The following is a 24,420-nucleotide window of genomic DNA, read 5'->3' as shown; positions in this document are numbered from 1 at the left end:
ATCCTAAACGTGTAATGACGCATTGTAGTGGTTAATAAAGTACCAGATAGCACCAATGTGCTTCTCTAGCTTCTTTGAGAAGGACAGCGTCTTACGCACTAGTCTCGAAACGTGTTGGCGCAAGGATCGGTTGAAGCGCTCAATGGTATTGGTCTGACTACTACCTTTACAGATTCGCCGATGATTGTCAGTGTCAAACTTCTAACATTTTTAAAATTATAACGACCGCCTCTGATATTTCTTCAAAAGCGAGTTCAAAAATTAGTAAATATGAAATTTAGTTAGCATTATTTTGATGATACTGCAATCGTGATGAGAGATTTATTGCCTCTGTTGTCAGTTGGCAAGCTTATGAGACAATTCTCGAGAGCGAGCGCATTATCTAATATGGCAAACTTAGAGAACCCAAAACACCATTAAGGCTAGATAAACTAAATAAATACCAACTAGAGTTAACACTTCCCAAACTTCAAAACTATTGGGTTTTTTGCCCCATTTAATAAAAGCCGCATAGACGACTGCCAACAAAGCAACAAAAAATAAATTAATTATAAATAAGCGCAGGTCATTGATGGGAATACCAGCCAATGCCAAGGGAAACAAGGCTAAAGTCATGGTTGCAGTATTGTCGGCAATAACACTAGTGGTAGCAGCAGTTACCTGTCCGCTTTTAGCAACTTTCCAGGTAGTAAATGCTTCGGGGGCAATGCTCAGGGTAGAGGTGATAAACAAACCGCCAATTAACTCAGAAATTCCCATTATAGAGACAATTTGTTCGGTAGCGGTAACGATAAAGTAAGCCCCAATTGCCAAAGCTAGAATACCGGCGATTGCCCCTAAAATTTCCTTTGTATTCCAGTGCACCCCGTCTTTTGTTTGACGATTGCGCAAAACCGCCTGTGCTAAATAGATAAAATAAACTGCAAACATAATCCAACCGTCAATCGGTTGCAAACCACGCCAGGGAGTAGGTAAGGTTAAGGCGGCAGCTAAGGCTACGATCGCTACATAAGGTATTGCTTGGACGGTGAGGGCTTCTGGTTTGACTTGCAGGGCAGGTTCTTTGGGTTCTGTTGTTGCAGTTGAATTGACTTGAGAAGCTAGGTAAGATACGGTAACGATAACGGGAACCGAGATGATATTACTGCCTAGCAAGTTACCCAAGCCAATATCAGATAGTCCCTGTAAGGCGCTGGCAGTATTGGTACCGATTTCAGGGCTAGCCGTAGCCAAAGCCACAAAAGCCGCCCCTGCCGCTTCGCTCAAACCTCTTTGTCTGCGAAGTTTTCGTAGTGGTTCGGCTAATTGGTCGGAACCCCAGTCTGCCGCCCACACTGATGCTATAAGTATCGCAAACCAAAGAATTAGCTGCATAATTTTGCTTAAAGATTTAATGCCTGATACTGCAATTCAGTTAAGAAACTAGTTTTAGAGATCGCCTGTTGCTTAAAGCGGTAGTTGTCAACTGGTCGCTTAATAGTATATATAAATAATATCGTCGAGTTGCTGTACTCTAATTCAAAATTTAACTGTCGCTCTTTTTCGTTAAATCGCCAAAGATAATTGTAGTTTTCATTAAGTAAAGTTAAAAAATACGAGCCAGCTCTTTAATAAACTAAAACTTTAGACTAATATGTTTCGTAAACCAGAAGGATTGCTTCAGATTAGTGGCTTTAGCCCCGGAAATTGCCACTAAAAGTTTAAATTTCAATTGGAGTCGTAAATTTTACCTCGTATTAGCAGCCAACTGATACGAGGTAGTTTTAATTATCGATCTATTTTAGCGATAGCAAATATAGTGCTAGCAGATTGCCGACGACGCTGTATGAGCCCTAGCTATCTAGCTAATAAGACCACTTCCAGTTGCTAATTTCAGGCATATCTGTGCCATAGGTAGTCACGTACTGGCGATGTTCGATCAGTTTGTAGCGCATTTCCTGCTTGACATAAGCGGCATTGTCGCCCATCTGCGGGAGACGCTCGATCGCATCGAGAACTAAATGAAAGCGATCGAGTTCGTTACGCACTACCATATCAAAGGGAGTAGTAGTAGTTCCCTCTTCTTTGTACCCTCGGACGTGGAGATTTTTATGATTGGTGCGACGATAGGTCAAGCGGTGAATCAGCCAAGGATAGCCATGATAGGCAAAGATAATCGGTTTATCCATCGTAAATAGGCTGTCGAAGTCTTTGTCCGATAAACCGTGGGGATGTTCGGTTTCTGGCTGTAGGGTCATTAAATCTACCACGTTAACCACCCTAATTTTTAGTTCGGGAAAGTATTGACGCAACAAATCCGTAGCTGCCAGCGTCTCTAGAGTCGGTACGTCGCCAGCGCAGCCCATGACGATATCGGGTTCGGAACCGCGGTCGTTACTCGCCCATTCCCAAATACCGGCACCTATAGTGCAGTGCTTGATGGCTGCATCCATATCTAGATACTGAAGTTCTGGTTGTTTACCTGCGACGATGACGTTGACATAATCGCGACTCCGCAAACAGTGATCGGTAACGGATAACAATGTATTGGCATCGGGTGGCAGATAGACGCGAATTACATCGGCTTTTTTATTGACTACGTGGTCGATAAAGCCCGGATCTTGGTGAGAAAAACCATTGTGATCCTGTCGCCAAACGTGAGAAGTAAGTAGATAGTTGAGTGAAGCAATGGGTCTGCGCCAGGGAATTTCTTGTTTAGTAGTTTTTAACCATTTAGCGTGTTGGTTGAACATCGAGTCGATGATATGAATAAAAGCTTCATAGCAGGAGAAAAAGCCGTGACGACCAGTAAGTAAATAGCCTTCTAACCATCCCTGACAGGTATGTTCGCTTAAAATTTCCATCACTCGACCATCGGGGGCTAAATGATCGTCTTCTGGAAGAATTTCTGTCGTCCAAGCGCGTTCTGTGGTATCCCAAACGTTACTCAGGCGATTAGAAGAAGTTTCGTCGGGTCCCACTAGACGGAAGTTGTGGGGGTTGGCTTTGATGACATCCCGCAGCAGACTACCCATAATTTTAGTAGCTTCAGCCGTTTCGGTAGCCGGTTTAGTGACTTCTACCCCATAATCGCGGAAATCGGGCATGATGAGATCTTTTAGCAAGATACCGCCATTAGCGTGAGGGTTATCTCCCATGCGTAGATGTCCTTTGGGGGCGAGTTCTGCCAGTTCGGGGATTAGTTTACCCGTTCGATCGAAGAGTTCTTCTGGTTTGTAACTCTTCATCCAGGCTTCTAATTGTTTGATATGGTCGGGATTATTTGCCAAATTAGACAGAGGAACCTGGTGCGATCGCCAGAAATCTTCGGTTTTTTTGCCGTCAACTTCTTTAGGTCCAGTCCAGCCTTTGGGACTGCGCAAAACAATTAGCGGCCACTGGGGGCGCTCGCGCTTACCATTACTACGGGCTCGCTCTTGGATGTCTTTAATTTCTGCTACCACTTTATCTAAAGTTTCTGCCATGAGCTGGTGCATGGCTGCGGGATCCGAACCTTCTACAAAATAAAGTTTGTAACCATAGCCGATAAAGAGATTTTCTAACTCTTGGTGACTGATGCGAGCCAACACTGTGGGATTGGCAATTTTATAACCATTGAGGTGTAAGATCGGCAATACTGCCCCGTCACGAACGGGATTGAGAAACTTGTTCGAGTGCCAAGCTGTAGCTAATGCTCCCGTTTCCGCTTCGCCATCCCCTATCACGCAAGCGGCAATTAAGTCGGGATTATCGAATACCGCTCCATAGGCATGAGCGAGCGAATACCCCAATTCTCCCCCTTCGTTGATGCTACCGGGAGTTTCCGGGGCGACGTGACTGGGAATACCACCGGGAAACGAAAACTGTTTGAACAACTTTTTCATCCCCACTTCGTCTTGAGAAATATTGGGATAATATTCGCTATAAGTTCCTTCTAAATAGGTATTAGCTACTATTCCCGGACCACCATGACCGGGTCCTGTAATGTAAATTACGTTCAAATTTCTCTCTTTGATGATGCGGTTGAGATGAACGTAGATAAAGTTTAAACCTGGTGTAGTTCCCCAATGTCCTAAAAGTCTGGGTTTGATATGTTCCAACTTTAAAGGTTCTTTGAGCAGGGGATTATCATACAAATATATCTGTCCGACAGAAAGATAATTTGCTGCCCGCCAATAGGCATTAATTTTTTCGACCTGTTTTTCACTTAGATAGTTTTTTGCTTCGTTAGCATTCGGTTTATTAGTTGTAGCTGTCATAAGTAGGTCGCTCCTAGAATTAATCTGGTTATTTTTTGCTTTCGAGATCGTTTTTTAGAGGAAATAGTAAATCTTAAATCTTAAAGTTTGATTCTGAATGCTTTAGACTTGAAGCTTGAATTTTTATCAACGATTACAGCAGCAGGTATTGAATATCACTTGAAAACAAATTAGAAGAAAGTAGATTTTTTTTTATCCGACGAGGGATATAATTACCTAACAGTTGAATTTTTTACCTAATTTGTCAATCGAAGCGGTCACCGAAAGAGAACGAAATAAATCACAAGTTTGAGAAATAATTTTTCTTCCAGCTCATAAACAGATAAACTTGAACTTGTTAACTACTCCACAGAGTAGGTAACTCGACCTAATAAATAAAATTTCAGCTCGTTAGGTATCGAGCAGGTTTTGCTCGAACTTTAGACCTTACTCAACTTAAGTAGAGATCGACTATGACAGCTACAACTACTCGTTTTCCCATCGATTTAGATGCCTACAAACCTCTAGCATTAGACCCTACCAATCCAAGTTTAACTGACGAACAGCGCGAAACACTCAGAGCCAATATCCAACTCTGCCGCAGTGCGATCGTGTTTTTTACCGCTACTGGTGCGGCTAGAGGAGTCGGCGGTCATACTGGTGGTCCTTACGATACCGTACCCGAAGTGATGATTCTCGATGCGTTTTTTCGCGGTGCACCAGATAAATTCGTGCCCATTTTCTTTGATGAGGCGGGACATCGAGTTGCCACTCAGTATTTGATGGCGGTATTAAATGGCGATTTGCCCAAAGAAGACCTGCTTCACTATCGCGGTGCTAACTCCAAACTACCGGGACACCCAGAACTAGGATTGACACCAGGTGTTAAATTTAGTTCGGGCAGATTGGGTCATATTTGGTCTTATATTAACGGTGTCGCCCTAGCTAATCCCGATAAAGTCGTAGTCTGTCTTGGTTCTGATGGTTCGCAACAGGAAGGAAACGATGCTGAAGCAGCACGGTTTGCAGTAGCCAAAAACATTAATATCAAGCTATTTATCGATGACAACAATGTTACTATCGCCGGACATCCCTCGGAATATCTCCCTGGTTTTAGTACTGGCAAAACCCTAGAAGGTCACGGTTTGAAAGTCGATGAAGGGGACGGGGAAGATTTAGACTCACTCTACCGTCGGATGTGCGAAGCCGTAACTACCGACGGTCCAGTAGCTTTAATTAACAAGCGTCTCATGAGTCCAGGGATTGAGGGCATTGAGGGTTCACCTCACGGACACGATGTGATTCCCGTGGACAAAGCGATCGCCTATTTAGAACGGCAGGGAGAGAGTGCGGCGGTTGACTATCTAAAGAAGATTAAAAAACCCAGCAATGACTATCAGTTTTTAGGGGTAACCAAAAAGGTCGGCTCCAATCGTAACGTTTTTGGCGAAACGATGGTGTCTGTCCTCGGACAAATGAGTCCTGAAGAACGCAAAGCTAAAGTTATCTGCATTGATAGCGATTTAGAAGGTTCTTGCGGTTTCAAACAAATTCACGCTGCCTACCCTGAAATCTTTGTTAGTTCCGGCATTATGGAACGGAGTAATTTCTCCGCTGCGGCTGGTTTTGGTATGGAAGAGAGCAAACAGGGGATTTTTGCTACCTTTAGTGCTTTTTTAGAAATGTGTATTTCCGAAATCACCATGGCGCGGTTGAATAACTCTAACGTTCTCTGTCATTTCTCCCACGCAGGTATCGATGATATGGCTGACAATACCTGTCACTTCGGGCTGAACAATATGTTTGCCGACAATGGTTTGGATGATAGCTACGAAACCCGTCTCTATTTCCCCGCCGATGCCAATCAAATGAAAGCCTGCGTCGAACGAGTTTTTGGCGATCGCGGCATGCGCTTTATTTTCTCAACTCGTTCTAAAGTTCCGATGATTTTGGATACCGAAGGTAAAGAACTATTCGGCGGTGACTATAAATTTACTCCTGGTAAGGATGAAATAATTCGTGAAGGAAGTGCTGGCTATATCATCAGCTTCGGCGATGCTCTATATCGCGCTCTCGATGCTGTCGAACGTCTCCAACAAGAGGGTATGGATATCGGTTTAATTAACAAACCGACGCTCAACGTTATCGATGAAGAAATGTTGGCTAAAGTCGGTCGCTCGCCTTGTGTGTTGATTGTCGAATCTTTTAATCGTCGTACTGGTTTGGGTAGTCGTTTTGGTTCTTGGTTGTTAGAACGTGGTTTGAGTCCCAAGTTTGGTCATCTCGGAGTACGTGAAGAGGGTTGTGGCGGACTTTGGGAGCAGTTCCCTTACCAAAAACTCGATCCCGAAAGCATTATGAAAAAAGTCAAAGAATTGGTTGGTTAACTCTGTAATTACGACTTTAGATTCTTTAGAGGTGGGTATTGCGGTATTGCCTACCCTTTTTTGTTGCTTGAAATTTGTAAATCTCACGGGACCAAATTTTTGAAATGGCTTTGAGAGACTGTTTGTTAAACAAAAATTAAATGCTTGTGTAGGTTGGGTTAGGCGAGTATTTTTCTAGAATTACTCTTATGATTTGCTATTCGCCGTAACCCAACAAAATTAAACGTTATACTCGTCTTAAGATTTACTTTATAAACAATCTCTAAGAGTTAATTCAGCTTCAATTATTTCCACATCAGCAAATAAATTATTGTCGAGAGCTAACACTCCTTCATTTTCTATCAAATATGACTCCATTGACAGCTCTCTTTTAAACGGAAAAGTTTCGAGCTGAATGTTGTTAACGGTAAAATGTTTGTATAGTTGCATTGATTACAATCGAACCATTGCTATGGAATTACTCAACTATTAAACAGAATCCCACTCAGACAATAGGTACTGAACGTCAATTGTCGAACAATAATGTCGAGACGAACTAATGCTTCAAAGCGAATATCCTCAGTCACATCACGATTGTTGAGAACTGAAACTCTAGCATTAGCCAGCACTCGCTTCAAATTCTTGAGATATTTTTTCAGTTTTCGGAAATTACCAACAGTAATTTCACAGGTGCCAGAAGCTATATCGCATTCAGTTCGATCGAGCAGGGAAAATAGTTTCTCAGTATTCTTGTCTAGTTCGCTAAATAGTTCGGCAGATAACATGGTAAAATCTATCAAGTATTTCTAGTAGTTTCCCTGAAAGATATCACGAAGCTTATTAAAAATTACTCAGTGTAATTACTCGTTTTGATCGCTTTTTTAGATAATGCTCGGTAAATTTGCTAATGATACTTAAAAACTGACTTGCCAAGTCTCAAACAACTCCCCAGGAAGAGTTTTGACAATTTTGCCCCCAGTCTGGCGCACCAAAGCGTGCCACTCGTCCAGAGGCGTTAATAAAACTTCTGCACCTAAATAAGTCTCCAAAATTGCCCAATCTTCAGCCAGAGGTTTTTCGGGATCGATAACATCAAAAATAAATACTCCTTTGGGTTTTAGTACCCGCTTGACTTCAGCTATAACCCGCTCCCAATAATCGAGAGAATAATAGCAACTCCATCCCGTGGCGATCGCACCATTGAATCGAGCGTCTTCGTAGGCGAGTAAATGACCGCCACCTAATTTTACCCCGCGAAACAATTTAGAATTTAGCTGTGGTGCGCGACTCATCAGGATGTCTCGCGCTGTTTTACTAACTTCCTGTCCAGAGAAAAAAGCCTCCCATTGGTTCCAGGGATATATCAAAAAACTCAATCCACAACCAATATCTAACCAAGATTGTTTTTTCTTGGGGGTTTTTAGTTCCCAAAATTTCGAACTAATGCGGTCTTGCAGAGTTCCCATCTGCCATTCTGCAAAAATGGGAATAGCTTCTATTTCTGTGGGTAAAGCCAAATGTTCTCGACGATATTCGCGCTCGAATCTCTGAGTTGTATTTTCCATCGCGGTTTGCCAGTCGCCAGCTGCATTTGACGAGCTGGGTAGGAGAGAGTCAAAGTTTTGCTCTTGAAAGTCCGATTTGTGCTTTGCCAATGTTTCTACTTCCTGAAGGTCACAGATTATTCCACCGCACGAGGACGGAGCGAGATGATTATTTTGAGCTCGAATCACCAGATCGCAATTTTTTTTGCTTGATGGTGTCTAAACCAGAAGTATTTACTAGATTACAATCTAATTTAAATCTGGAAACATCTGTTTGACTGCAGGATGAACGATCTGTCCGTCTTTAACGTTTAAACCTTTGGCTAAATTAGCATCTGTTTCTAAAGCTTTAAGACCGAGGTCGGCTAATTTAATTACATAGGGTAAGGTACTGTTATTTAAAGCCTGAGTTGCCGTCCAGGGAACCGCACCCGGCATATTGGGTACGCCAAAGTGAACCACTTCTTCTTCAACGTAGGTAGGACTGGTATGAGAAGTAGGACGCAAAGTTTCAACACAGCCACCCTGATCGACTGCTACATCTACAATTACCGCTCCAGGCCGCATTTGACTGACCAAGCTGCGGGAAACCAATGTCGGTGCTTTTCTACCTACCACTAACACCGCACCGATCAGTAAGTCGGCATCGGGAACTACATCGGCAATTAGGGGGGAACTGCTGTAGAGTAATTCAACTCGCGAACCAAAGAGAGTTTCTAAATAAGACAGGCGATCGACATTGATATCGATAATTTGTACTTTCGCACCCATACCTACGGCAATTTTGGCGGCTTCCGTACCGACTATCCCACCCCCTAAAATTACTACTTTACCAGGGCTGACTCCAGGCACTCCTCCGAGTAAGACTCCTCTGCCTCCTTGCTGTTTTTCTAAATATCTCGCGCCAAACTGCACCGATAGACGACCGGCAATAATACTCATGGGAGTTAGCAGAGGCAGTCTACCATCTGGTAATTCTACTGTTTCATAGGCGATCGCCGTGGTTCCCGACTGAATTAAAGCTTCGGTCAAACCGGGAGCGGCAGCAAGATGGAAATAGGTAAATAATAGCTGTTTGGGTTGCAAGTATTGATATTCTGCTGTGAGGGGTTCTTTGACTTTAACTACTAATGGTTTATTCCATGTTTCGGCAACATCTTCGACGATTTTAGCTCCTGCTTGCAGATAATCTGTATCGCTAAAGCCCGCTGCTTCACCAGCACCAGTTTCAACGAACACCGTGTGGTTTTTTGACAAGACGCTGACGCTGTTGGGAGTTAGTCCGACGCGAAATTCTCGATCTTTGGTTTCTTTTGGTACGCCAATTTCCATATTGTCTCCGGTTTTAGTAATCTCTATCCTTAACTCAACCAACAACTAATTGCTGTTATTTCCATTACTTTAACTATAGTATTTCGAGAGAATGCAAAAAGCGCGATCGACTATTTACTTTTCATTCTCGAAAGGAGACTTCTAGTCGAGAGACTGCAACTTTTCGATGTTTGAAGTTAAAATGTCACCTCAGAACGTCCTCAAAAAATATATTTAGATATCTATGTCTCCCGAATTTTTAGAAAGAGAATTTTTAGATAATACCATCGGTAATATATTAACTGCTTTAGCAATTATTCTTATTGCTGTTGTCATAGTTAAATTGTTCCGCTGCTATTTTCTCAAACGTTTGAAGCGATGGGTAAATAAAACACCAACTATCTGGGACGATCGCCTGGTTGCTATTGGGGAACGTCATAGTATTCCTATATTTTATTTACTTAGTTTTTACTTGGCCGTCAACCAGCTTACGCTTCATCCGCTTTTGGCGAGGTCTATCGAAGTCATTATAATTATTCTGGCGACATTTTTAGGGGTGAAGTTAATTACCTCTTTAATTGAATATTCCCTGCGTCTGTATTGGGTAACTCATCGTCCTAATAATGTTAATTTAGAGCAAACTATTGACGCTCTACTGCCAGCAATTAGAACAGTGGTTTGGGCAATTGGTTTGGTTTTCTTGCTGGATAACTTAGGATTTAATATTTCGGCTGTTATTGCCAGCTTGGGAATTGGTGGCGTAGCACTCGCGCTAGCATCTCAGGGTTTACTACAAGACTTATTTAGCTATTTCGCTATTTTGTTCGATCGCCCCTTCGAACTAGGAGATTTTATTATCGTCGGTGATTGTGTAGGTACTATAGAGTACGTAGGTATTAAAACCACTAGACTTAGAAGTCTCGATGGCGAACAAATCGTTATTGCCAATTCAGATTTAACTGGCTCGCGAATTCGCAACTTTAAGCGGATGAAGCAGAGGAGAATTGCCTTTAAGTTCGGTGTAACCTACGATACCAATCCCGAACAGTTAGCAGCAATTCCTCAAATAGTCGCTGAAATTATCGATCGCACTGAAAATGTCACTTTCGATCGCGCTCATTTTTTGGCTTATGGAGATTTTAGTCTCGACTATGAAGTAGTTTATCTGGTCGATAACAGTGACTATACTCTCTATATGAATGCCCAACAGCAAATTAATTTGGAGCTCAAACGAAAATTTACCAAACAGAATATCGAGTTTGCCTATCCTACGCAAGTAAATTATTTATACATTTAAATAACGATCGACTCGATGGCAAACACCACCTTGAGAGTTTGTCTGAGAAGTCTAATTAGCTACATTCTCCTAAATCTCCCTATCTCCCCACCTACCTTTTACCAGAATGAAACAGCCTTACCCAAGTTTGGGGGTTAGGGAGGCACGAACTAGTATAAATTAAGTCAATAATATTACTTTTCAAATATCCTCTTATTCGTGTCTTTATAATTAACTCGCCAAAGATAATCTAGATAGAGCGGTTCGAGGGTATATCGCTCGTCTGCTCGCATGGTTTCGATTAATTCACCATAGGGACGAAAGAGAAATATATTATCGCGATCGCCTATCTCTGGCAACTGGCTATTTTTAGTGACTAATAAAAATTCTGCCTCGTCATTTAATAAATAACTCAGGGAAGTTACCCGACTGATTCTATTAGTATTGCCGATAATTAAGGGATTGTTACTGCGGTTGATAATTGCCGCTATTTGAGGATTATAGAAACTGCTGTATTTATTCCACCAGGTTGGCGATCGCACTATCGCCCAGCTACTCCAAATACCCAAAGAAATTAAACTAATGGTAATTAGGCGCCAAAGGTAACGTTGCCACTCGCTACTTTTAACTGCGGTTATTTTACTTGCTAAGCAGTAGGCGGCAGCTAATTTAATTCCTATATACACCGGAATGATATATCTGCCGATGGTAGCACGCTGTCCACCAGAAATTAAATCTGGTAAGCCCAAACCCAGAGCCGTACAGCCGATTAATAAGAGGATGAATAACCAGGCAGAGTTAGATGCGCGTCGTATTAAATAATAAATGGCATAAACTATAAATAGAATAACCGGAATAATGAGATAGTTAATCGAATTGTCGAACCTAAGAATAACATCTCGACCCTGTTCGATATCAAACAGGCGATCGCCATAAGCAACCTGTAGATCGAAAAAAACCGAGCTTAAATTTAATAACCAACGTTGCAACCAGACACTAAGTTCGATCTCGCGCTCGATCCAACTTCCCACCCCATCGCCATTGACGATAAAGACGACGATCCAGGGACTAAATAGTAAAATCCCCAGTCCAGAAGCGAGGGAATATGCTTTTAACTTACTCCAGCTAAATTTAGTTGCAATTGCTACGTAGATCCCGTGAGCCAACAACACGAATACCGCCAAAGGATGAGCGTATAAACTCAAAGCCACACTCAAACCATACCAACTCCAGTAACTTTTACCCCCACGCTCGATCGCCCTTAACAAAGCCCAGCTAGTAACTAAAATAGTTACTGTCAGTAAACTGTATTCTCTAGCTTCTCTGGCGTAAAGAAGATGAAACGGAGACACTGCCACCAAAGCCACCGCAATTAATCCTACTAGAGAAGAATTAAATAACTTCTTTGCCAATAAATATATCCCGGGGAAAGCCAGCAAGCTAATTAATGCTGCTACGCCTCTAGTAACCCCAACGCTACTGCGAAATAATTCCATGCCCAATCTAGCTAGTACGTAGTATAGTGGCGAATGTTCTGATGAAGCGATCGCTTTTACGCCGGCGAAAAAATTTCTTTCTGGGATTAGCTGCTGAAATTTTTGTAGTTCTTCAATTCCAATAATAGATTCAGTAGGAGCTAATTCGACAAATTCGGCGCGACTATAACCCGCAGCTCTTAGGGAAGTGTGTACTTCATCGATCCAGTATACCTGACGCTCTAGATGGGCAAATCGCAACCAAATCCCGAGTAATAAAACCACCAAAACCCAAATAATCTTGCGATCGCGACGCAACTTAGAGAAATTCATTGAAAACCAGTGGATGAGCCTAAAATAAAGTTACTGGCTCAAACTATACGTTTGTTTCCACGGACTGGCAAGCTCGCATAGAAAATTGATTATCTAGGGTTCTACTTATTTGCCTCCAGTGCCACTTCTACCAAATCCACAACCAAGCGAGACAAAGTGATTTCTTCGGCGGTAAAGCTGTTTGCAGACTTCTTGCCGAATGACAACAAGCCGACAGCGCGATCGCCTACCATTAAAACGTAACAGCTATAGGCAGTAATGCCCAGGCTGCGAATTTCATCGTGTTGGGGATTGGAGGAGTCTCGTACGTTCTTGAGCTCGAATCTACCTTCTGAGCGAAAAGCACTTCCCTCTAGCGTCTCGTCGAAGTTTCTAATCTGCATCTGGCTGTGAGTCACATCGTCAATACCCTTACTAGCTTTGAGCACCAGGTGAGTGCCGTCCTCTGCCAGAGAATAATAGAAGTAATATTCGAGATTTAATAACGAGGTAAACTGTTCTAGTAGACTGGAGATCTGTTCTTCAGAGTGATAATGTCTGAGAAGTTTCAAAGCGTAGTCTGCCAAAAATTTATATCTTTGATTGCTCTGTTCTAACTGCAATTCTCGTTGTTTGCGATCGCTGATATCTCTAGCAATTCCAGCAACGCGGTAAATCTCCCCTTTGTCGTTTCGAATGACAAAACCGCGATCTTCAATCCAGCGAATTGAACCATCGGGGCGAACGACGCGGTATTCTATCTCACCATGTCCTCGGTACAGTGTAGTGGCGAAAGTGGTGAGAACTCGCTGGCGATCGTCGGGATGAATTGTCTCGTTCCAGGTAGAGCAGTTTTGATGATATAAATCATCTTTGGAACGTTGCCAAACTTCCTCATAAGCAGGATTAACATAGACGAACCGCGAGCTATTACCATTATTATTATTGGGTTGCTCGATCCAAATTATGTCTCGGCTGGTTTCGGCTATCTCCAAAAAAGGTAGTTCGATCTCTTCTAAAAGCCAGTCGGGTTTATATTGCTCGGGATGCTCTCTACCAACGGCGTATGCTGATTCTAAGTTACCTGCAGCATCGTGAACTGGCAACACGCTCATTTTTATTGGCATTAGCGAACCGTCTTTAGTAATCAGCTCATGTTGAATTCGATAGGGCAATCTCGTCTCAAACAAACGTTGTAGTTCGAGCAAATTTTTGGCTAAATTTTCAGCGTCCATGAATTTGCCGATCGTTTCACTCTCAAGTTCTGACTTGCTGTAACCCAACCTCTGACAAAGATTGTGGTTGACAAATAGCAATTTTCCATTGGCATCACAACGATAAATGTAATTATTAAATTGACTGACGATTTTTTTAAATTTTAAGTCGCGATCGCTTGTGGTTGTTGCCAACTGTTTTTGCAGGGTAACATCTCGGAAAAAAATGCCGACTCTTCCACTTTTTTGCTCTCCGAGAGGGAAAGCATAAACTTCATACCAGCGATTTAAGGCTGCAGCGCGTTTTTCAAAATGTACGTTTTGTCCAGTTAGGGCGACTTTTCCGTAAATCTCGAACCAGTACTCTTCATGATTTGGTTCTAGCTGGCGCATGGTTTTGCCGACAGCTTCTGTTAATCCTGTTTGTTTTTCAAATGCTGAATTAACTTCCAAAAACCGATAGTCCACGGGTTTATTCTGGCGATCGAAGATTATTTCGATAATACAAAATCCCTGTTCGTTAGAATACATTTTTTTGAGTCTTTAATAATATATTATATTATTAATTAGGCTCCTAATAAAACATCATTCATTCATTCATTCATTATAATTGACTATATAATTAAGTATATATTTTGCCAATTTTTTTTTAAGGCTATTAATTAATAATTATTTATATAGCAGTCTTCATACTGGTGAGGTAGAAACTTTTGGTTTTGAGCCAGAGGGATGAGCGGCAGACTTTAGGTGTACCTCATGTGTCTGAGAAACACTATATTTATTAAATTAAATTGATAGTTAATATTGGTTGTATAAATACATTTGTGTCTAGTTAGCTTTGGAGTTTTTTGCCTAGTCTGGCAATAGGAGTTTTAGCTAGATTTTATTTTAGAATTCAACTTGTATAAAATTTTACTTGACAATGTAATACCAATACAGCATGATTTTGGAAAATAGCTGTAAAGCTGCTATGTAATTAAACATTAATTATAATAGTTCTGATGATTTTTAAGAAAATCAAAACAAAATGCTACAACAGAGTTTTAAAAATCAAGCAAGCGCTGAGATAAATTCTTAGTAATTGGATGAATTATTTTTATTGTTTTTATAAAAAATAAATTACTTTTTAGACGATCTCTTAGCTAAACCCCGTTCATACAGAGAACTGAAGTTTAAAAATCCCTTTGCTTCTTTGCCTCTTTGTCATTTAACCTAAAAGTAGAAAAATAAAAAACTACTGGTTTCAAAGTAGAGGTCGTTTATTCGATTAAAATGAAAATTTATCAGAAACTTGCTAAAACCTGTATTTATTCTGGGATGGGCTCGTTTTATCTAAGAAGCTCGCGATCGGAATTGAAGTGATTTCCTCACCCTTACTAAGAGTTTAATCTACCACTGAGCCACGAGGATAAGAATTGAATATGGGCCGAGTTGGATTTGAACCAACGTAGGCATAGCCAGCGGATTTACAGTCCGCCCCCATTAACCACTCGGGCATCGACCCATTAATGCCACAGTTGATTATGGTAGCATAATACGAGAAAAAAGTAAATCAAAAATTCTTAATTATATTTACCGAGCGAACAATATAGAGATAGAGGACTCAAGCGACATAGTAAGCAGAGCTTAAAGCCCAAATAATTAAAGCTGTAATACTACCAAAAAGCAGGATAGCCGATATAGCAACGAGCGCAGGTTTGTCGGCACCCTCAAACTTCATGATTCCGCGATTTAAGTCTGACATTCTAAGCTGTCGCTCCTAATTAACGTTCGCTACAATTATAAAACTAACTTTTGCTCGACTGAAAGTGTATGACACTAATGTTGTAGAAAAACCAAACAAGCTCGAATTAGCAAGAGACTTAGATCGATCAAGTCCAATCTTGTTGCTCTCCCATAGAGGTTTGACGATATACATTTCCTAAAGCATGAATTTGGCGGGTTTTAGAATATAACTCTTCTTCGTCTAGTTGCCAATTATTTAATACTGTTTTTAAATCTCGTTGAATTTCTCTCGCTCCGGGAAAATTTCGGTAGCGAATAATCAAACGCCCCAATTCCACTAAGTTGCGATCGCTAGGTTCCCCTCGTAATAGTTCATCTACCGTGAAGCGATCGCGTTTTTCTTGAGGATGTTGTTGCTCTAAAGCCATGATTTAGCGATGTTTATTGCTCATCAATAGAGGTAGCTGAGGACGGGAAGAATGGGGAGGGAGCAAACTTCTAACTGGTTTAGTAGCAACTGCTTCTGTCGATCTTCTCGGTATCTGTCGCCAGCGTGCCAGCAATGCTAAGAGAGTGATAGTTATGCCCATAGACAACAAACTCCAGCGTCCCCCAACTCCGCCAATTACGGCATCAGTTAAGCCCAAAATCAAAATAAAGCCAGAAATTGGTTCTTTACGATATAGCGAACCTAAAAATTTTGCTGACAAAGGATTCATTACTGTTGCTCTGCTCTGTTTGAAGAATTTGTCGACTAATAATGTATCTTACAACTTAACATAATTACAGATTTTTGATAATTACAATAACAATACGCCTGACTAACCAAGCTGGTATTTCTTACTTTGGTAGGATGTTGAAAAGTTTACAATAGTAGAGATTAGTTAAGATAGCCAAACTATCCTCACAGCCAATAATGTTTTATTAAGGTTAGAGAGACAAAGATAATTTAATGAATAAAATTCGCGTTGTTTTGGTAGAAGATCACGATTTGACTAGAGTTGGTTTAAAAACGGCTCTATCTCAGTACAACAACATCGAAATTATTGACGATGCGGCTAACGGTAATTCTGGATTAGAAGCGATCGCCACTGGCAAACCAGATGTAGCAGTAGTAGATATTGGTTTACCAGATATAGATGGCGTCGAATTGACTCAGAAGCTGAAACAGACTCAGTTAGAAAATGGCGATCTCAAAACCAAAGTATTGATTCTCACCATGCACGATAGCGAAGATTCGGTAATGGCAGCTTTCGCGGCAGGTGCTGATTCCTATAGTTTAAAAGATGTCAGTATCGAAAATTTGGTTCAAGCAATTAAAACTACCCACGAAGGAAATTCTTGGATCGATCCGGCGATCGCTCGCATAGTTCTCAAGCAGGCAAAAACAACTTCGGACGAAGTTATTGACGACGAAGAGTTAGAATCTCAAAGTATCGAATCTATCGGCGAAGAATACCAGCAAATATTAGAAACTTCTCCGTTGACTCAGCGAGAATTAGAAGTTCTAGAACTAATCGTGGCAGGCTGTAGCAATGCCCAAATTGCGAATAAATTGTATATTACAGTAGGGACGGTCAAAACTCATGTCTGTCACATTTTAAACAAGCTGTGTGCTGACGACCGCACCCAAGCAGCAGTAAGAGCTTTAAGAGCTGGTTTGGTCAAGTAAAATCGGGTATGTCGCTCCCTGTTAACGACAAGCTAAAAATAGCAGTAGTAGGAGATATCCACGATCTCTGGGATGATGCCGATAAATTAGCTTTAAATCATCTCAATGTAGACTTAGTACTGTTCGTGGGTGATTTTGGTAATGAATCCGTAGAAGTCGTCAAAAAAATAGCCGCAGTCGAGCTTCCCAAGGCGGCAATTATGGGCAATCATGATGCTTGGTATACGGCTTCTAGCTGGGGACGCAAACAGGCTCCTTACGATCGCACCTTAGAAGACCGAGTCCAGCAGCAGTTAGATTTACTAGGAAAAGCTCATGTGGGCTTTTCTCACCTAGATTTTCCTCAGTTTAATTTATCCGTAGTAGGAAGTCGTCCCTTTAGCTGGGGAGGCTTAAACTGGAAAAATGCTGATTTTTATCGCGATCGCTATGAGGTAAATAATTTTGGTGATTCTACCACTCGCATAGTAGAAGCCGCTAAGAATACCGCTTTTGATACAGTTATTTTTATCGGACACAACGGTCCGCTGGGACTGGGAGACAAACCAGAGGATATCTGTGGTAGAGATTGGCAACTTACCGGTGGCGACTTTGGCGATCCGGATTTAACTGAAGCGATCGCTAAGACTATTGCCTTGGGTAAATCGATACCTTTGGTCACTTTCGGACACATGCATCATAGTCTACGGCATCGCCAGGATCGTTTGCGGACTAGAATTAAAGTCGATCGTAGCGGAACTATTTATTTGAATTCTGCTAGCGTTCCCCGTCTTAAACGACAACGAGAAGAATTGAAACGCAACTTTTCCCTAGTTTCTCTCAACAACGGTACTGTCAAGCAAGTATCTCTAGTCTGGTTGGGAGAAAACTTCAATCTTGTCTCGGAAGAAATTTTGTATCGCCAAGACGATTGAATGTTGATGTTAGTTTTTAATCATTAGTTTATTTCTATCAGTTTGTTTTTTCCGTTCGCTCCAGACTTAATTTTAATTTGATTTTTAGCAACCCGATATTTTTTAGCAAGAATTGTTACTAATTCTCGATTAGCTTTGCCATCTACGGGGGGTGATTTTAAGCGAATTATTAGACTTCCATCATCTGCAGTTTCGATTTCCTGTTGTTTGCTATTGGGCTTAACCTTTATCTTTATTTTCATTATTTTTGAGATTTAATAGACTAAGTATATTCAGCACTAAGAGAGGATTGGTGAAATTTGAGGTAATTCGCAGTGATTGGGACTCGATTAATTTCAATACAGTGGCAATATACGATTGAGGTTGAGTTTCGGCAAACAAAAAATAAATATATGGGTTTCTTCAGCTCTACTCGTCTAATCTAACCGATGCAAACGTTTAATTTTGGTTTAAAAATAGTTTCTAATAAGGCTATAATCTAGCTGTTTATTCGATTGTCGCGATCGCTCACGATAACAGATAACTAGCTCTAAGAAAGTTATTCAAATCATCTCAATTTGCAAAAGACGATCGTGGAAAATACGAGTAAGTGACAGAGAAAACCAGTTAAATTTTAAATCGATCGGTACTAACAATAAACAGTATTAGCCGTACTTGTTTTTGTCGCAAAATTATTTGAAAATTGGAAACTAAATAGTAAATTAAGAATCTTATACATTTAGGTAGAAAAATACTTACAACTTACAAATCCAGAGGGATTTAGCTACGAGCTCATTCTCACTATAAGCCAACTGAAGATGAAAAAAAAATTCGATCGCAAATCAGAAAAACTACATACTTCTGGCGATCGCGCAACCCTTTCGTGGTGGTGGCGCAAAGTATTATTAGCATTGGTAATTTTACTCCTTGGCGGTACTGGTGGTGGGTTGGTTTATGGCTGGTATTTTCTCAAAGAAAAGTTAATTCCCCTAATTGAAGTTGAAACCAGTAAATATCTCAATCGTCCTTTAGAATTAGGAGAATTACAGACAGTATTTCCCTTTGGAATGAGTTTTGGCAGCAGCGCGCTTCCTGCTACCGTCGATAATCCAGATTTATTGATGGTTAAAGCTGTCAAAGTAAAGTTCGATCCTCTATATTTTCTGCGGCGACGAATTTTACAACTAGACATCATCCTGATTCAGCCCGATATTTACATCGAACAGGGAGAAAACCGCATGTGGACACCTACCGATTTCGGTACGGAGTCTTCAGGAGAAGAGGGAATTAAAATTGATGTCGAAACAATTCAATTGCAGAGAGGAGAGTTAACTCTAGCTGCCCGTCAACAAGAAACGGGAATTCTCAATCCTCCCGTGGAAACCAAACTAGAGCGTGCCACTGTCAATCTCGTTGACGATGGGGAACAAATAAAATTTGAGGTAGCCGGTGAAGTAATAGCAGGTGGCAATTTTACCCTAGAAGGAGAAAGCTTTAGCAAAACTGGAGTTATCGACTTAATTGTAGAAGCACAACAGCTAGACGCAACGGAATTTAGTAATCTGTTGGCTTTACCCCTTCAACTAGAGCAAGGGGATATTTCGGGAACTATTGGTGTTACCATAACTGAAAATCCTCTTCCCCTATTACAGGGTGAGGCAAGTCTAAACAACGTCAGTTTGCAAATTCCCGAATTAGTTAAACCCTTTAGTAATAGCAATGGCGCGATCGAGTTTAACGGTACGGAACTAGAGTTCGATAATATTGCGACTAATTTTGGTGAAGTAACGGGAGTGGTTAACGGTACTCTCGATTTAGCAGGAGAAGGAGATTATCAAATCGATACCGAAGTCGCACCCGTCGCAGCTAATAAAGTAGTAAAAGCTTTAGAATTAGAACCACCTTCAGTACCGATAGAAGGCAAAATAGCGGGCAACGTGCGAGTAAGAGGGGATTTATTAACTCCCGTAGTTAGTTTTGATGTCAATACCGTCACTCCTAGTCGCATCGATAAAGTAGATTTTCAGAAAATTATCGCTAACTTGGATTTAGTCGGTACCACTCTGTTCGTACGGCAAGTTGAGAGTTTTCCCCAATCTGGAGGAGAGATTAGGGGAACTGGTAAATTAGAGTTAGATGATACCCAAGATCTAGTTTTCGATCTGTTTGCCGAGAATGTGTCTGGGCAGGCGATCGCCGAGAGCTATAATAATCCTTTAGCGATCGATATTGGGGTAGTTTCCGGACAAACTCAATTATTCGCCCAAGCTGGCAATCTCGATACCCTGCGTTTCGATAATGGTTCGGCAAATTTTGCTCTGGGTAATGGCGAGGTAAGAATTGAAGATTTAACTTCCAGTGGGGGTAACTGGCAACTACAGGTAGAAACTCAAGATGTAGAATTTGGCAGTTTGCCCTTCGGTAAGGGGAGCGCCCCTACTATCGCTCGAGGAAAAGTAGATGGCATATTTGATGTCACAGGTAAAACCAATGGCGATATTAACCAAGTTCGGGCTACGGGTAAAGCCAACCTCGATACGGTAGGAGGCAAGATAGCTATCCCTAACGTGCGAATTGCTAATGGAACCTGGCAGGCAGATGCTAACACCGATGACTTACAGTTGCGGCAGCTATTTCCCGAAGTTCCCCCAGAATTTAGTGACGATCTCAGTGGAGAATTTTATCTCACCGGCAATATTCCCACTACTGAAGCCGAAAATACTCTGATTAATGGCTTTGGCGATCTCAACTTGGCAGGAGGAGAAGTAGCAGTTCGCGATTTAGCAATAGTCGATAACAACTGGCAGGCGATCGCTCGTGGAACTAATCTAGAACTAGAGCAATTGAGTTCTACCACTCCCGAGCAATTTGCCGGCTTGGTTAACGGCACTGTAAAACTAGAAGGCAATACAGATAACATTACTCCCGAAGCAATTAGGGCAACTGGTAGCGGTAGTCTAACCCTTCCCGAAGGGGTATTTGCTGCTGAAAATCTAGCGATCGCCGATGGAAAATTTCAAACTACAGTGATTCCCCAAAATGTCGCTCTAAGTTTGTTTGCCGATCCCAATTCCGACGAGATCGAACTCAATGGCGAGTTGGGGGGACAATTAGAAGTTACGGGTGAAATAGACCAACTCGATCCTACCGCGATCGCCGCTACGGGAACGGTTACTTTTAGTCAGGGAATCGATCTTTTAGAACAGCCTTTTTCTGCCGCAGTAGACTGGAACGGCAGTCGTTTGGAGGTGTTGCAAGCTACGGGACAAGGATTATCGGCTCGAGGTTATATCGAGTTAGACGAATCATTTTTTAGCGAGATACCAGATAAATTAGCCGCAGTAAACTATTTTGAATTTGATGTGGCAGAAGCTAACTGGCTCGATATTCGAAAACTGCGGGTAACTCTACCGAGTTGGGCGACTAATTTAGATTACGTCGGTAGAGGTGACTTTTCCGGTACTATTGGTGGTGTTCCCACTGCCCTCAATATCGATGGCGAGGTCAATTTAAGGAATTTTCGAGTTGAAGATATCGTCTTTGCACCTTTATTAACTGGCAGCATTCAAACTTCTTTAGATAGCGGCGTTAACCTAGAATTATCTCAACCAGAAGCTCTAGATCCTGCTGACAAAATCGAACTAGTACTAGATCGCAACTTCTTGCCCTTAGAATTAGCAATCGTTCGAGACGAGATTGCAATTACCGCAACGGGGGAAGGAGAGATACTGAAGATCGCTACGAATAACGTTCCCCTAGATTTTCTTAAAACTGTAGCCATTAACAGCGAAGATATTACAGTACCAGAAAATCTAGCAGTGCAGCCAATTGGCGGCAAATTATCCGGTGAATTTGTCTTTAACTTAAATACCCTGGCAACTTCAGGCAGCAACATCATTATCGATTCTCCTTCGTGGGCGAGCATTAAAGGGGAGCGTTTGACTGGAGAGTTTCAATACGCCGATAATTATTTTGCCCTGCAAAATGGCGAGTTTCAGCAACGGGACAGTACTTATCAGCTAGAAGGTAGCCTACTGCAAACAGCAGACGATTTTGAAGTAGACGGTAAAGCTTCAATTAGCCAAGGAAAAATTCAAGATATATTAATTGCCCTGCAAATCTTCCAACTACAGGATTTAGGAATGCTGTTTGGCGATCGCGAATATGGCAATGCCGAGGATTTGTACGGTGAAGAAACTTCCCCCAATCCTCCTCTATTTAGTGTGGGCTTGGATAATGCCCCCATCCTCGAACAGTTACAACTACTAGCCGAGATTCAAGCTAATTTAGATGCTGCTCGACAAGAACGTCAGCAGGCTTTTTTGCCAGAGTTAAAATATTTGCGAGGAAATTTTGACGGAGAAATCAGTGCCACCGGTTCTGTCAGTAAGGGAATAAATTCTCAATTTGAGTTTTCCGGCACCGATTGGCAATGGGGCAATTTAGAGATCGAGCGAGTGATTGCCAATGGCGGTTATCGAGAAGGCATTTTGACCTTATTACCAATTAGTGTGGAACTACATGACACTATCCCCCAGCCAGATAGCCAAACCAGCTCTCCCCAACTAATTTTTACTGGAACTTTTGGCGGCGAAACCCAATCGGGACAGTTTAGATTGGTCGAAATTCCCGTCGAACTAATCGAACAGATGTTTGCTTTGCCTCCAGAGATTGCCTTAGGAGGTAAAGTTAATGCCACCGCCAGTATTGCCGGCACTACCGACAATCCTCAAGCCAGAGGTGAAATTAGCATCAATGATGCGGCAATCAATCAAACCTCGATTGAAACTACTAAAGGCAGCTTTAATTACGACAACTCTCGGCTCAACTTTTTTGCTAGCAGTATTATTGCCGCCGATGCCGAACCCCTAACTATTTCAGGCACCATTCCCTACCAACTACCTACTGCTACTGTCAAACCAGAAAGCGATCGCCTAGAACTCCAGCTTAACGTCCGCGATCGCGGTTTCGAATTACTCGATATTTTCTCTAGAGGAGAATTTAGCTGGATCGATGGACGGGGAGAAATCGTGTTAGATGTTAGCGGCAAACTAGATCCCCAAAGCAATCTTCCTCGGGAGTTAGTTACTAAGGGAACTGCTGAAATTAAGAATGCGACGATCGCCTCGAGAACTTTGCCCGATGCTTTACTGACCGATGTCAACAGCCAAATTTTCTTCGATCTCAATAAAATACGGGTAGAAAACTTTCAAGGCAACTTTGGTGGTGGTCGAATATCCGTAGTCGGCAATCTACCTCTAACCAACAATACAGCGATCGCCGAACCGTTAACGATCGATTTAGAAGATATTTTTGTCAATCTCAAGGGACTTTATAACGGCGGAATAGCAGGAGAACTAGAAATTTTAGGTTCGGCGCTCGAACCAGATATTAGCGGTGATGTTACTTTATTTGACGGTACGATTTTGTTGGCTGATACCTCTACAGCTAGTGGCAGTAATACTTATGCGATCGCTTCAGTTAATAGTAGTGAAGGTATCGCCGCCGCTACCGAATACCGCAATTTACGACTGAAACTAGGAGAAAATATTGAAATCAGTCAACCGCCAATTTTTACTTTTGATACCAGCGGCACTTTAAACGTCAACGGAACTTTCGTGAGACCGACCCCTGAAGGGACGATAGTGCTCGAAAGGGGTCAAGTCAACCTGTTTACCACTCAGCTCAATCTTTCTCGAGACTACGACAATATCGCTCGCTTTAGCGACAAAAATGCTCTCGATCCCTTTCTCGATGTCCTACTAGTTGGCTCTGCCTTAGAAACTACTGACAGTCGTATTCCCAGCGATCCTCTATCTAATGAAATTAGCGACATTCCCGCCTCTAGTTTCGGAACTTTAGAAACCGTTCGCATCTCCGCTCAGGTAAAAGGATTGGCTAGCCAAATTACCAATAATATTCAACTTACCAGCAGTCCTCCTCGCAGTCAGACAGAAATCTTCGCGCTTTTAGGTGGTGGTTTCGTAAATACTCTCGGAAGAGGCAGCAGTCCTTTGGGTTTGGCAAATTTAGCTGGTTCGGCATTGTTTGGCAGCCTCAATAGTGAGTTTAATAATGCTTTTCCGATCGGAGACTTACGATTGTTTCCCACTCAAATCATAGATGAAAATCGAGATGGTGGACGTATTGATGGGCTAGCAGGAGAAATTGCGATCGATCTGGTCGATGACTTTTCTTTTTCAGTTCTCAAGATTCTTAATGTCGATGAGATTCCCGCACAATTTGGTTTTCGCTATCGTCTAAATAATAATTTCGTACTGCGGGGATCGACTAATTTCGATGATGACACTAGAGGTTTAATTGAGTACGAACAACGATTTTAAATTTTCCCACTGTAAGTCGCAAAATTTGCAATTTTAGAGGTACTGAGACGTTAGTTACCTAGTTTTCAAGA

The 24,420-nt window shown here is 41.8% G+C and carries 16 protein-coding genes, 1 tRNA gene and 1 pseudogene; 5 read left to right on the top strand and 13 right to left on the bottom strand.

Annotated features, from left to right (window positions below; all coding sequences use genetic code 11):
* Positions 1–3: 3 nt before the first annotated feature.
* The 3 genes and pseudogenes from ACLFKQ_RS04570 to ACLFKQ_RS04560 form a co-directional block, all read right to left on the bottom strand.
* Positions 4–153, bottom strand: a pseudogene (locus ACLFKQ_RS04570) (IS1 family transposase); the annotation flags it as partial.
* Between the two features lie 243 nt (positions 154–396).
* Positions 397–1,374, bottom strand: a complete 978-nt coding sequence (locus ACLFKQ_RS04565; RefSeq protein WP_448998683.1) for a sodium:calcium antiporter — start codon at positions 1,372–1,374, stop codon at positions 397–399.
* Positions 1,375–1,844: 470 nt separating this feature from the next.
* The gene (locus ACLFKQ_RS04560) at positions 1,845–4,238 is read right to left on the bottom strand and encodes a phosphoketolase family protein (RefSeq protein WP_448998682.1); all 2,394 of its coding nucleotides are present in this window, start codon (positions 4,236–4,238) and stop codon (positions 1,845–1,847) included.
* Positions 4,239–4,690: 452 nt separating this feature from the next.
* Between ACLFKQ_RS04560 and ACLFKQ_RS04555 the strand changes: the two genes are divergently transcribed.
* The gene (locus ACLFKQ_RS04555) at positions 4,691–6,604 is read left to right on the top strand and encodes a transketolase C-terminal domain-containing protein (protein ID WP_448998681.1); all 1,914 of its coding nucleotides are present in this window, start codon (positions 4,691–4,693) and stop codon (positions 6,602–6,604) included.
* Positions 6,605–7,065: 461 nt separating this feature from the next.
* On the opposite strand, the gene ACLFKQ_RS04550 is transcribed toward ACLFKQ_RS04555, so the two are convergent.
* The 3 genes from ACLFKQ_RS04550 to ald form a co-directional block, all read right to left on the bottom strand.
* Positions 7,066–7,368, bottom strand: a complete 303-nt coding sequence (locus ACLFKQ_RS04550; RefSeq protein ID WP_448998680.1) for a hypothetical protein — start codon at positions 7,366–7,368, stop codon at positions 7,066–7,068.
* 129 nt (positions 7,369–7,497) lie between these two features.
* Positions 7,498–8,238: a class I SAM-dependent methyltransferase gene (locus ACLFKQ_RS04545; protein WP_448998679.1), complete on the bottom strand. Its 741-nt coding sequence runs from the start codon at positions 8,236–8,238 to the stop codon at positions 7,498–7,500.
* Between the two features lie 138 nt (positions 8,239–8,376).
* Complete coding sequence (gene ald / locus ACLFKQ_RS04540; protein ID WP_448998678.1) at positions 8,377–9,459, bottom strand: alanine dehydrogenase; 1,083 nt, start codon at positions 9,457–9,459, stop codon at positions 8,377–8,379.
* A gap of 223 nt (positions 9,460–9,682) precedes the next feature.
* Here ald and ACLFKQ_RS04535 point away from each other — a divergent pair, with 223 nt between their 5' ends.
* Positions 9,683–10,735, top strand: a complete 1,053-nt coding sequence (locus ACLFKQ_RS04535; protein ID WP_448998677.1) for a mechanosensitive ion channel family protein — start codon at positions 9,683–9,685, stop codon at positions 10,733–10,735.
* 173 nt (positions 10,736–10,908) lie between these two features.
* On the opposite strand, the gene ACLFKQ_RS04530 is transcribed toward ACLFKQ_RS04535, so the two are convergent.
* The 6 genes from ACLFKQ_RS04530 to ACLFKQ_RS04505 form a co-directional block, all read right to left on the bottom strand.
* Positions 10,909–12,522 (bottom strand): glycosyltransferase family 39 protein, encoded by a 1,614-nt coding sequence (locus ACLFKQ_RS04530; RefSeq protein WP_448998676.1) that lies wholly within the window; start codon positions 12,520–12,522, stop codon positions 10,909–10,911.
* A gap of 101 nt (positions 12,523–12,623) precedes the next feature.
* A complete protein-coding gene (locus tag ACLFKQ_RS04525; RefSeq protein WP_448998675.1) occupies positions 12,624–14,246 on the bottom strand; it encodes a PAS domain S-box protein in 1,623 nt (540 codons plus the stop codon).
* A gap of 891 nt (positions 14,247–15,137) precedes the next feature.
* Positions 15,138–15,219 (bottom strand) — tRNA-Tyr (locus ACLFKQ_RS04520).
* A 99-nt stretch (positions 15,220–15,318) separates the two neighbouring features.
* Entirely contained in the window at positions 15,319–15,459 is a 141-nt protein-coding gene (locus tag ACLFKQ_RS04515) for a hypothetical protein (protein WP_448998674.1), read from the bottom strand.
* Positions 15,460–15,586: 127 nt separating this feature from the next.
* Positions 15,587–15,868 carry a DUF3288 family protein gene (locus ACLFKQ_RS04510; RefSeq protein ID WP_448998673.1) on the bottom strand — a complete coding sequence of 94 codons (282 nt, stop codon included), beginning with the start codon at positions 15,866–15,868 and terminating at the stop codon, positions 15,587–15,589.
* Positions 15,869–15,871: 3 nt separating this feature from the next.
* Positions 15,872–16,159, bottom strand: a complete 288-nt coding sequence (locus ACLFKQ_RS04505) for a hypothetical protein (RefSeq protein ID WP_448998672.1) — start codon at positions 16,157–16,159, stop codon at positions 15,872–15,874.
* A 233-nt stretch (positions 16,160–16,392) separates the two neighbouring features.
* On the opposite strand from ACLFKQ_RS04505, the gene ACLFKQ_RS04500 reads away from it, so the two are divergent.
* Positions 16,393–17,112: a response regulator gene (locus ACLFKQ_RS04500; RefSeq protein ID WP_448998671.1), complete on the top strand. Its 720-nt coding sequence runs from the start codon at positions 16,393–16,395 to the stop codon at positions 17,110–17,112.
* A gap of 8 nt (positions 17,113–17,120) precedes the next feature.
* Positions 17,121–18,026 (top strand): TIGR04168 family protein, encoded by a 906-nt coding sequence (locus ACLFKQ_RS04495; RefSeq protein WP_448998670.1) that lies wholly within the window; start codon positions 17,121–17,123, stop codon positions 18,024–18,026.
* A 23-nt stretch (positions 18,027–18,049) separates the two neighbouring features.
* Here the strand turns inward: ACLFKQ_RS04495 and ACLFKQ_RS04490 are convergent, their stop codons facing one another.
* On the bottom strand, positions 18,050–18,268 hold the full coding sequence (locus tag ACLFKQ_RS04490) for a DUF167 domain-containing protein (RefSeq protein ID WP_448998669.1): 219 nt from the start codon (positions 18,266–18,268) through the stop codon (positions 18,050–18,052).
* A gap of 555 nt (positions 18,269–18,823) precedes the next feature.
* Here ACLFKQ_RS04490 and ACLFKQ_RS04485 point away from each other — a divergent pair.
* On the top strand, positions 18,824–24,349 hold the full coding sequence (locus ACLFKQ_RS04485; RefSeq protein ID WP_448998668.1) for a translocation/assembly module TamB domain-containing protein: 5,526 nt from the start codon (positions 18,824–18,826) through the stop codon (positions 24,347–24,349).
* Positions 24,350–24,420: the final 71 nt, after the last annotated feature.

It is taken from the genome of Myxosarcina sp. GI1(2024) (genome assembly GCF_053543375.1).
This window is presented reverse-complemented; position numbering and strand designations above follow the sequence as displayed.

What these genes read in the sequence shown, in the direction of transcription:
- ACLFKQ_RS04565 (WP_448998683.1), bottom strand. Translation starts at nt 1,374, where the DNA reads ATGCAGCTAATTCTTTGGTTTGCGATACTTATAGCATCAGTGTGGGCG.
- ACLFKQ_RS04510 (WP_448998673.1), bottom strand. Translation starts at nt 15,868, where the DNA reads ATGGCTTTAGAGCAACAACATCCTCAAGAAAAACGCGATCGCTTCACG.
- ACLFKQ_RS04490 (WP_448998669.1), bottom strand. Translation starts at nt 18,268, where the DNA reads ATGAAAATAAAGATAAAGGTTAAGCCCAATAGCAAACAACAGGAAATC.
- ACLFKQ_RS04560 (WP_448998682.1), bottom strand. Translation starts at nt 4,238, where the DNA reads ATGACAGCTACAACTAATAAACCGAATGCTAACGAAGCAAAAAACTAT.
- ald (WP_448998678.1), bottom strand. Translation starts at nt 9,459, where the DNA reads ATGGAAATTGGCGTACCAAAAGAAACCAAAGATCGAGAATTTCGCGTC.
- ACLFKQ_RS04550 (WP_448998680.1), bottom strand. Translation starts at nt 7,368, where the DNA reads ATGTTATCTGCCGAACTATTTAGCGAACTAGACAAGAATACTGAGAAA.
- ACLFKQ_RS04555 (WP_448998681.1), top strand. Translation starts at nt 4,691, where the DNA reads ATGACAGCTACAACTACTCGTTTTCCCATCGATTTAGATGCCTACAAA.
- ACLFKQ_RS04515 (WP_448998674.1), bottom strand. Translation starts at nt 15,459, where the DNA reads ATGTCAGACTTAAATCGCGGAATCATGAAGTTTGAGGGTGCCGACAAA.
- ACLFKQ_RS04525 (WP_448998675.1), bottom strand. Translation starts at nt 14,246, where the DNA reads ATGTATTCTAACGAACAGGGATTTTGTATTATCGAAATAATCTTCGAT.
- ACLFKQ_RS04535 (WP_448998677.1), top strand. Translation starts at nt 9,683, where the DNA reads ATGTCTCCCGAATTTTTAGAAAGAGAATTTTTAGATAATACCATCGGT.
- ACLFKQ_RS04485 (WP_448998668.1), top strand. Translation starts at nt 18,824, where the DNA reads ATGAAAAAAAAATTCGATCGCAAATCAGAAAAACTACATACTTCTGGC.
- ACLFKQ_RS04505 (WP_448998672.1), bottom strand. Translation starts at nt 16,159, where the DNA reads ATGAATCCTTTGTCAGCAAAATTTTTAGGTTCGCTATATCGTAAAGAA.
- ACLFKQ_RS04530 (WP_448998676.1), bottom strand. Translation starts at nt 12,522, where the DNA reads ATGAATTTCTCTAAGTTGCGTCGCGATCGCAAGATTATTTGGGTTTTG.
- ACLFKQ_RS04495 (WP_448998670.1), top strand. Translation starts at nt 17,121, where the DNA reads ATGTCGCTCCCTGTTAACGACAAGCTAAAAATAGCAGTAGTAGGAGAT.
- ACLFKQ_RS04500 (WP_448998671.1), top strand. Translation starts at nt 16,393, where the DNA reads ATGAATAAAATTCGCGTTGTTTTGGTAGAAGATCACGATTTGACTAGA.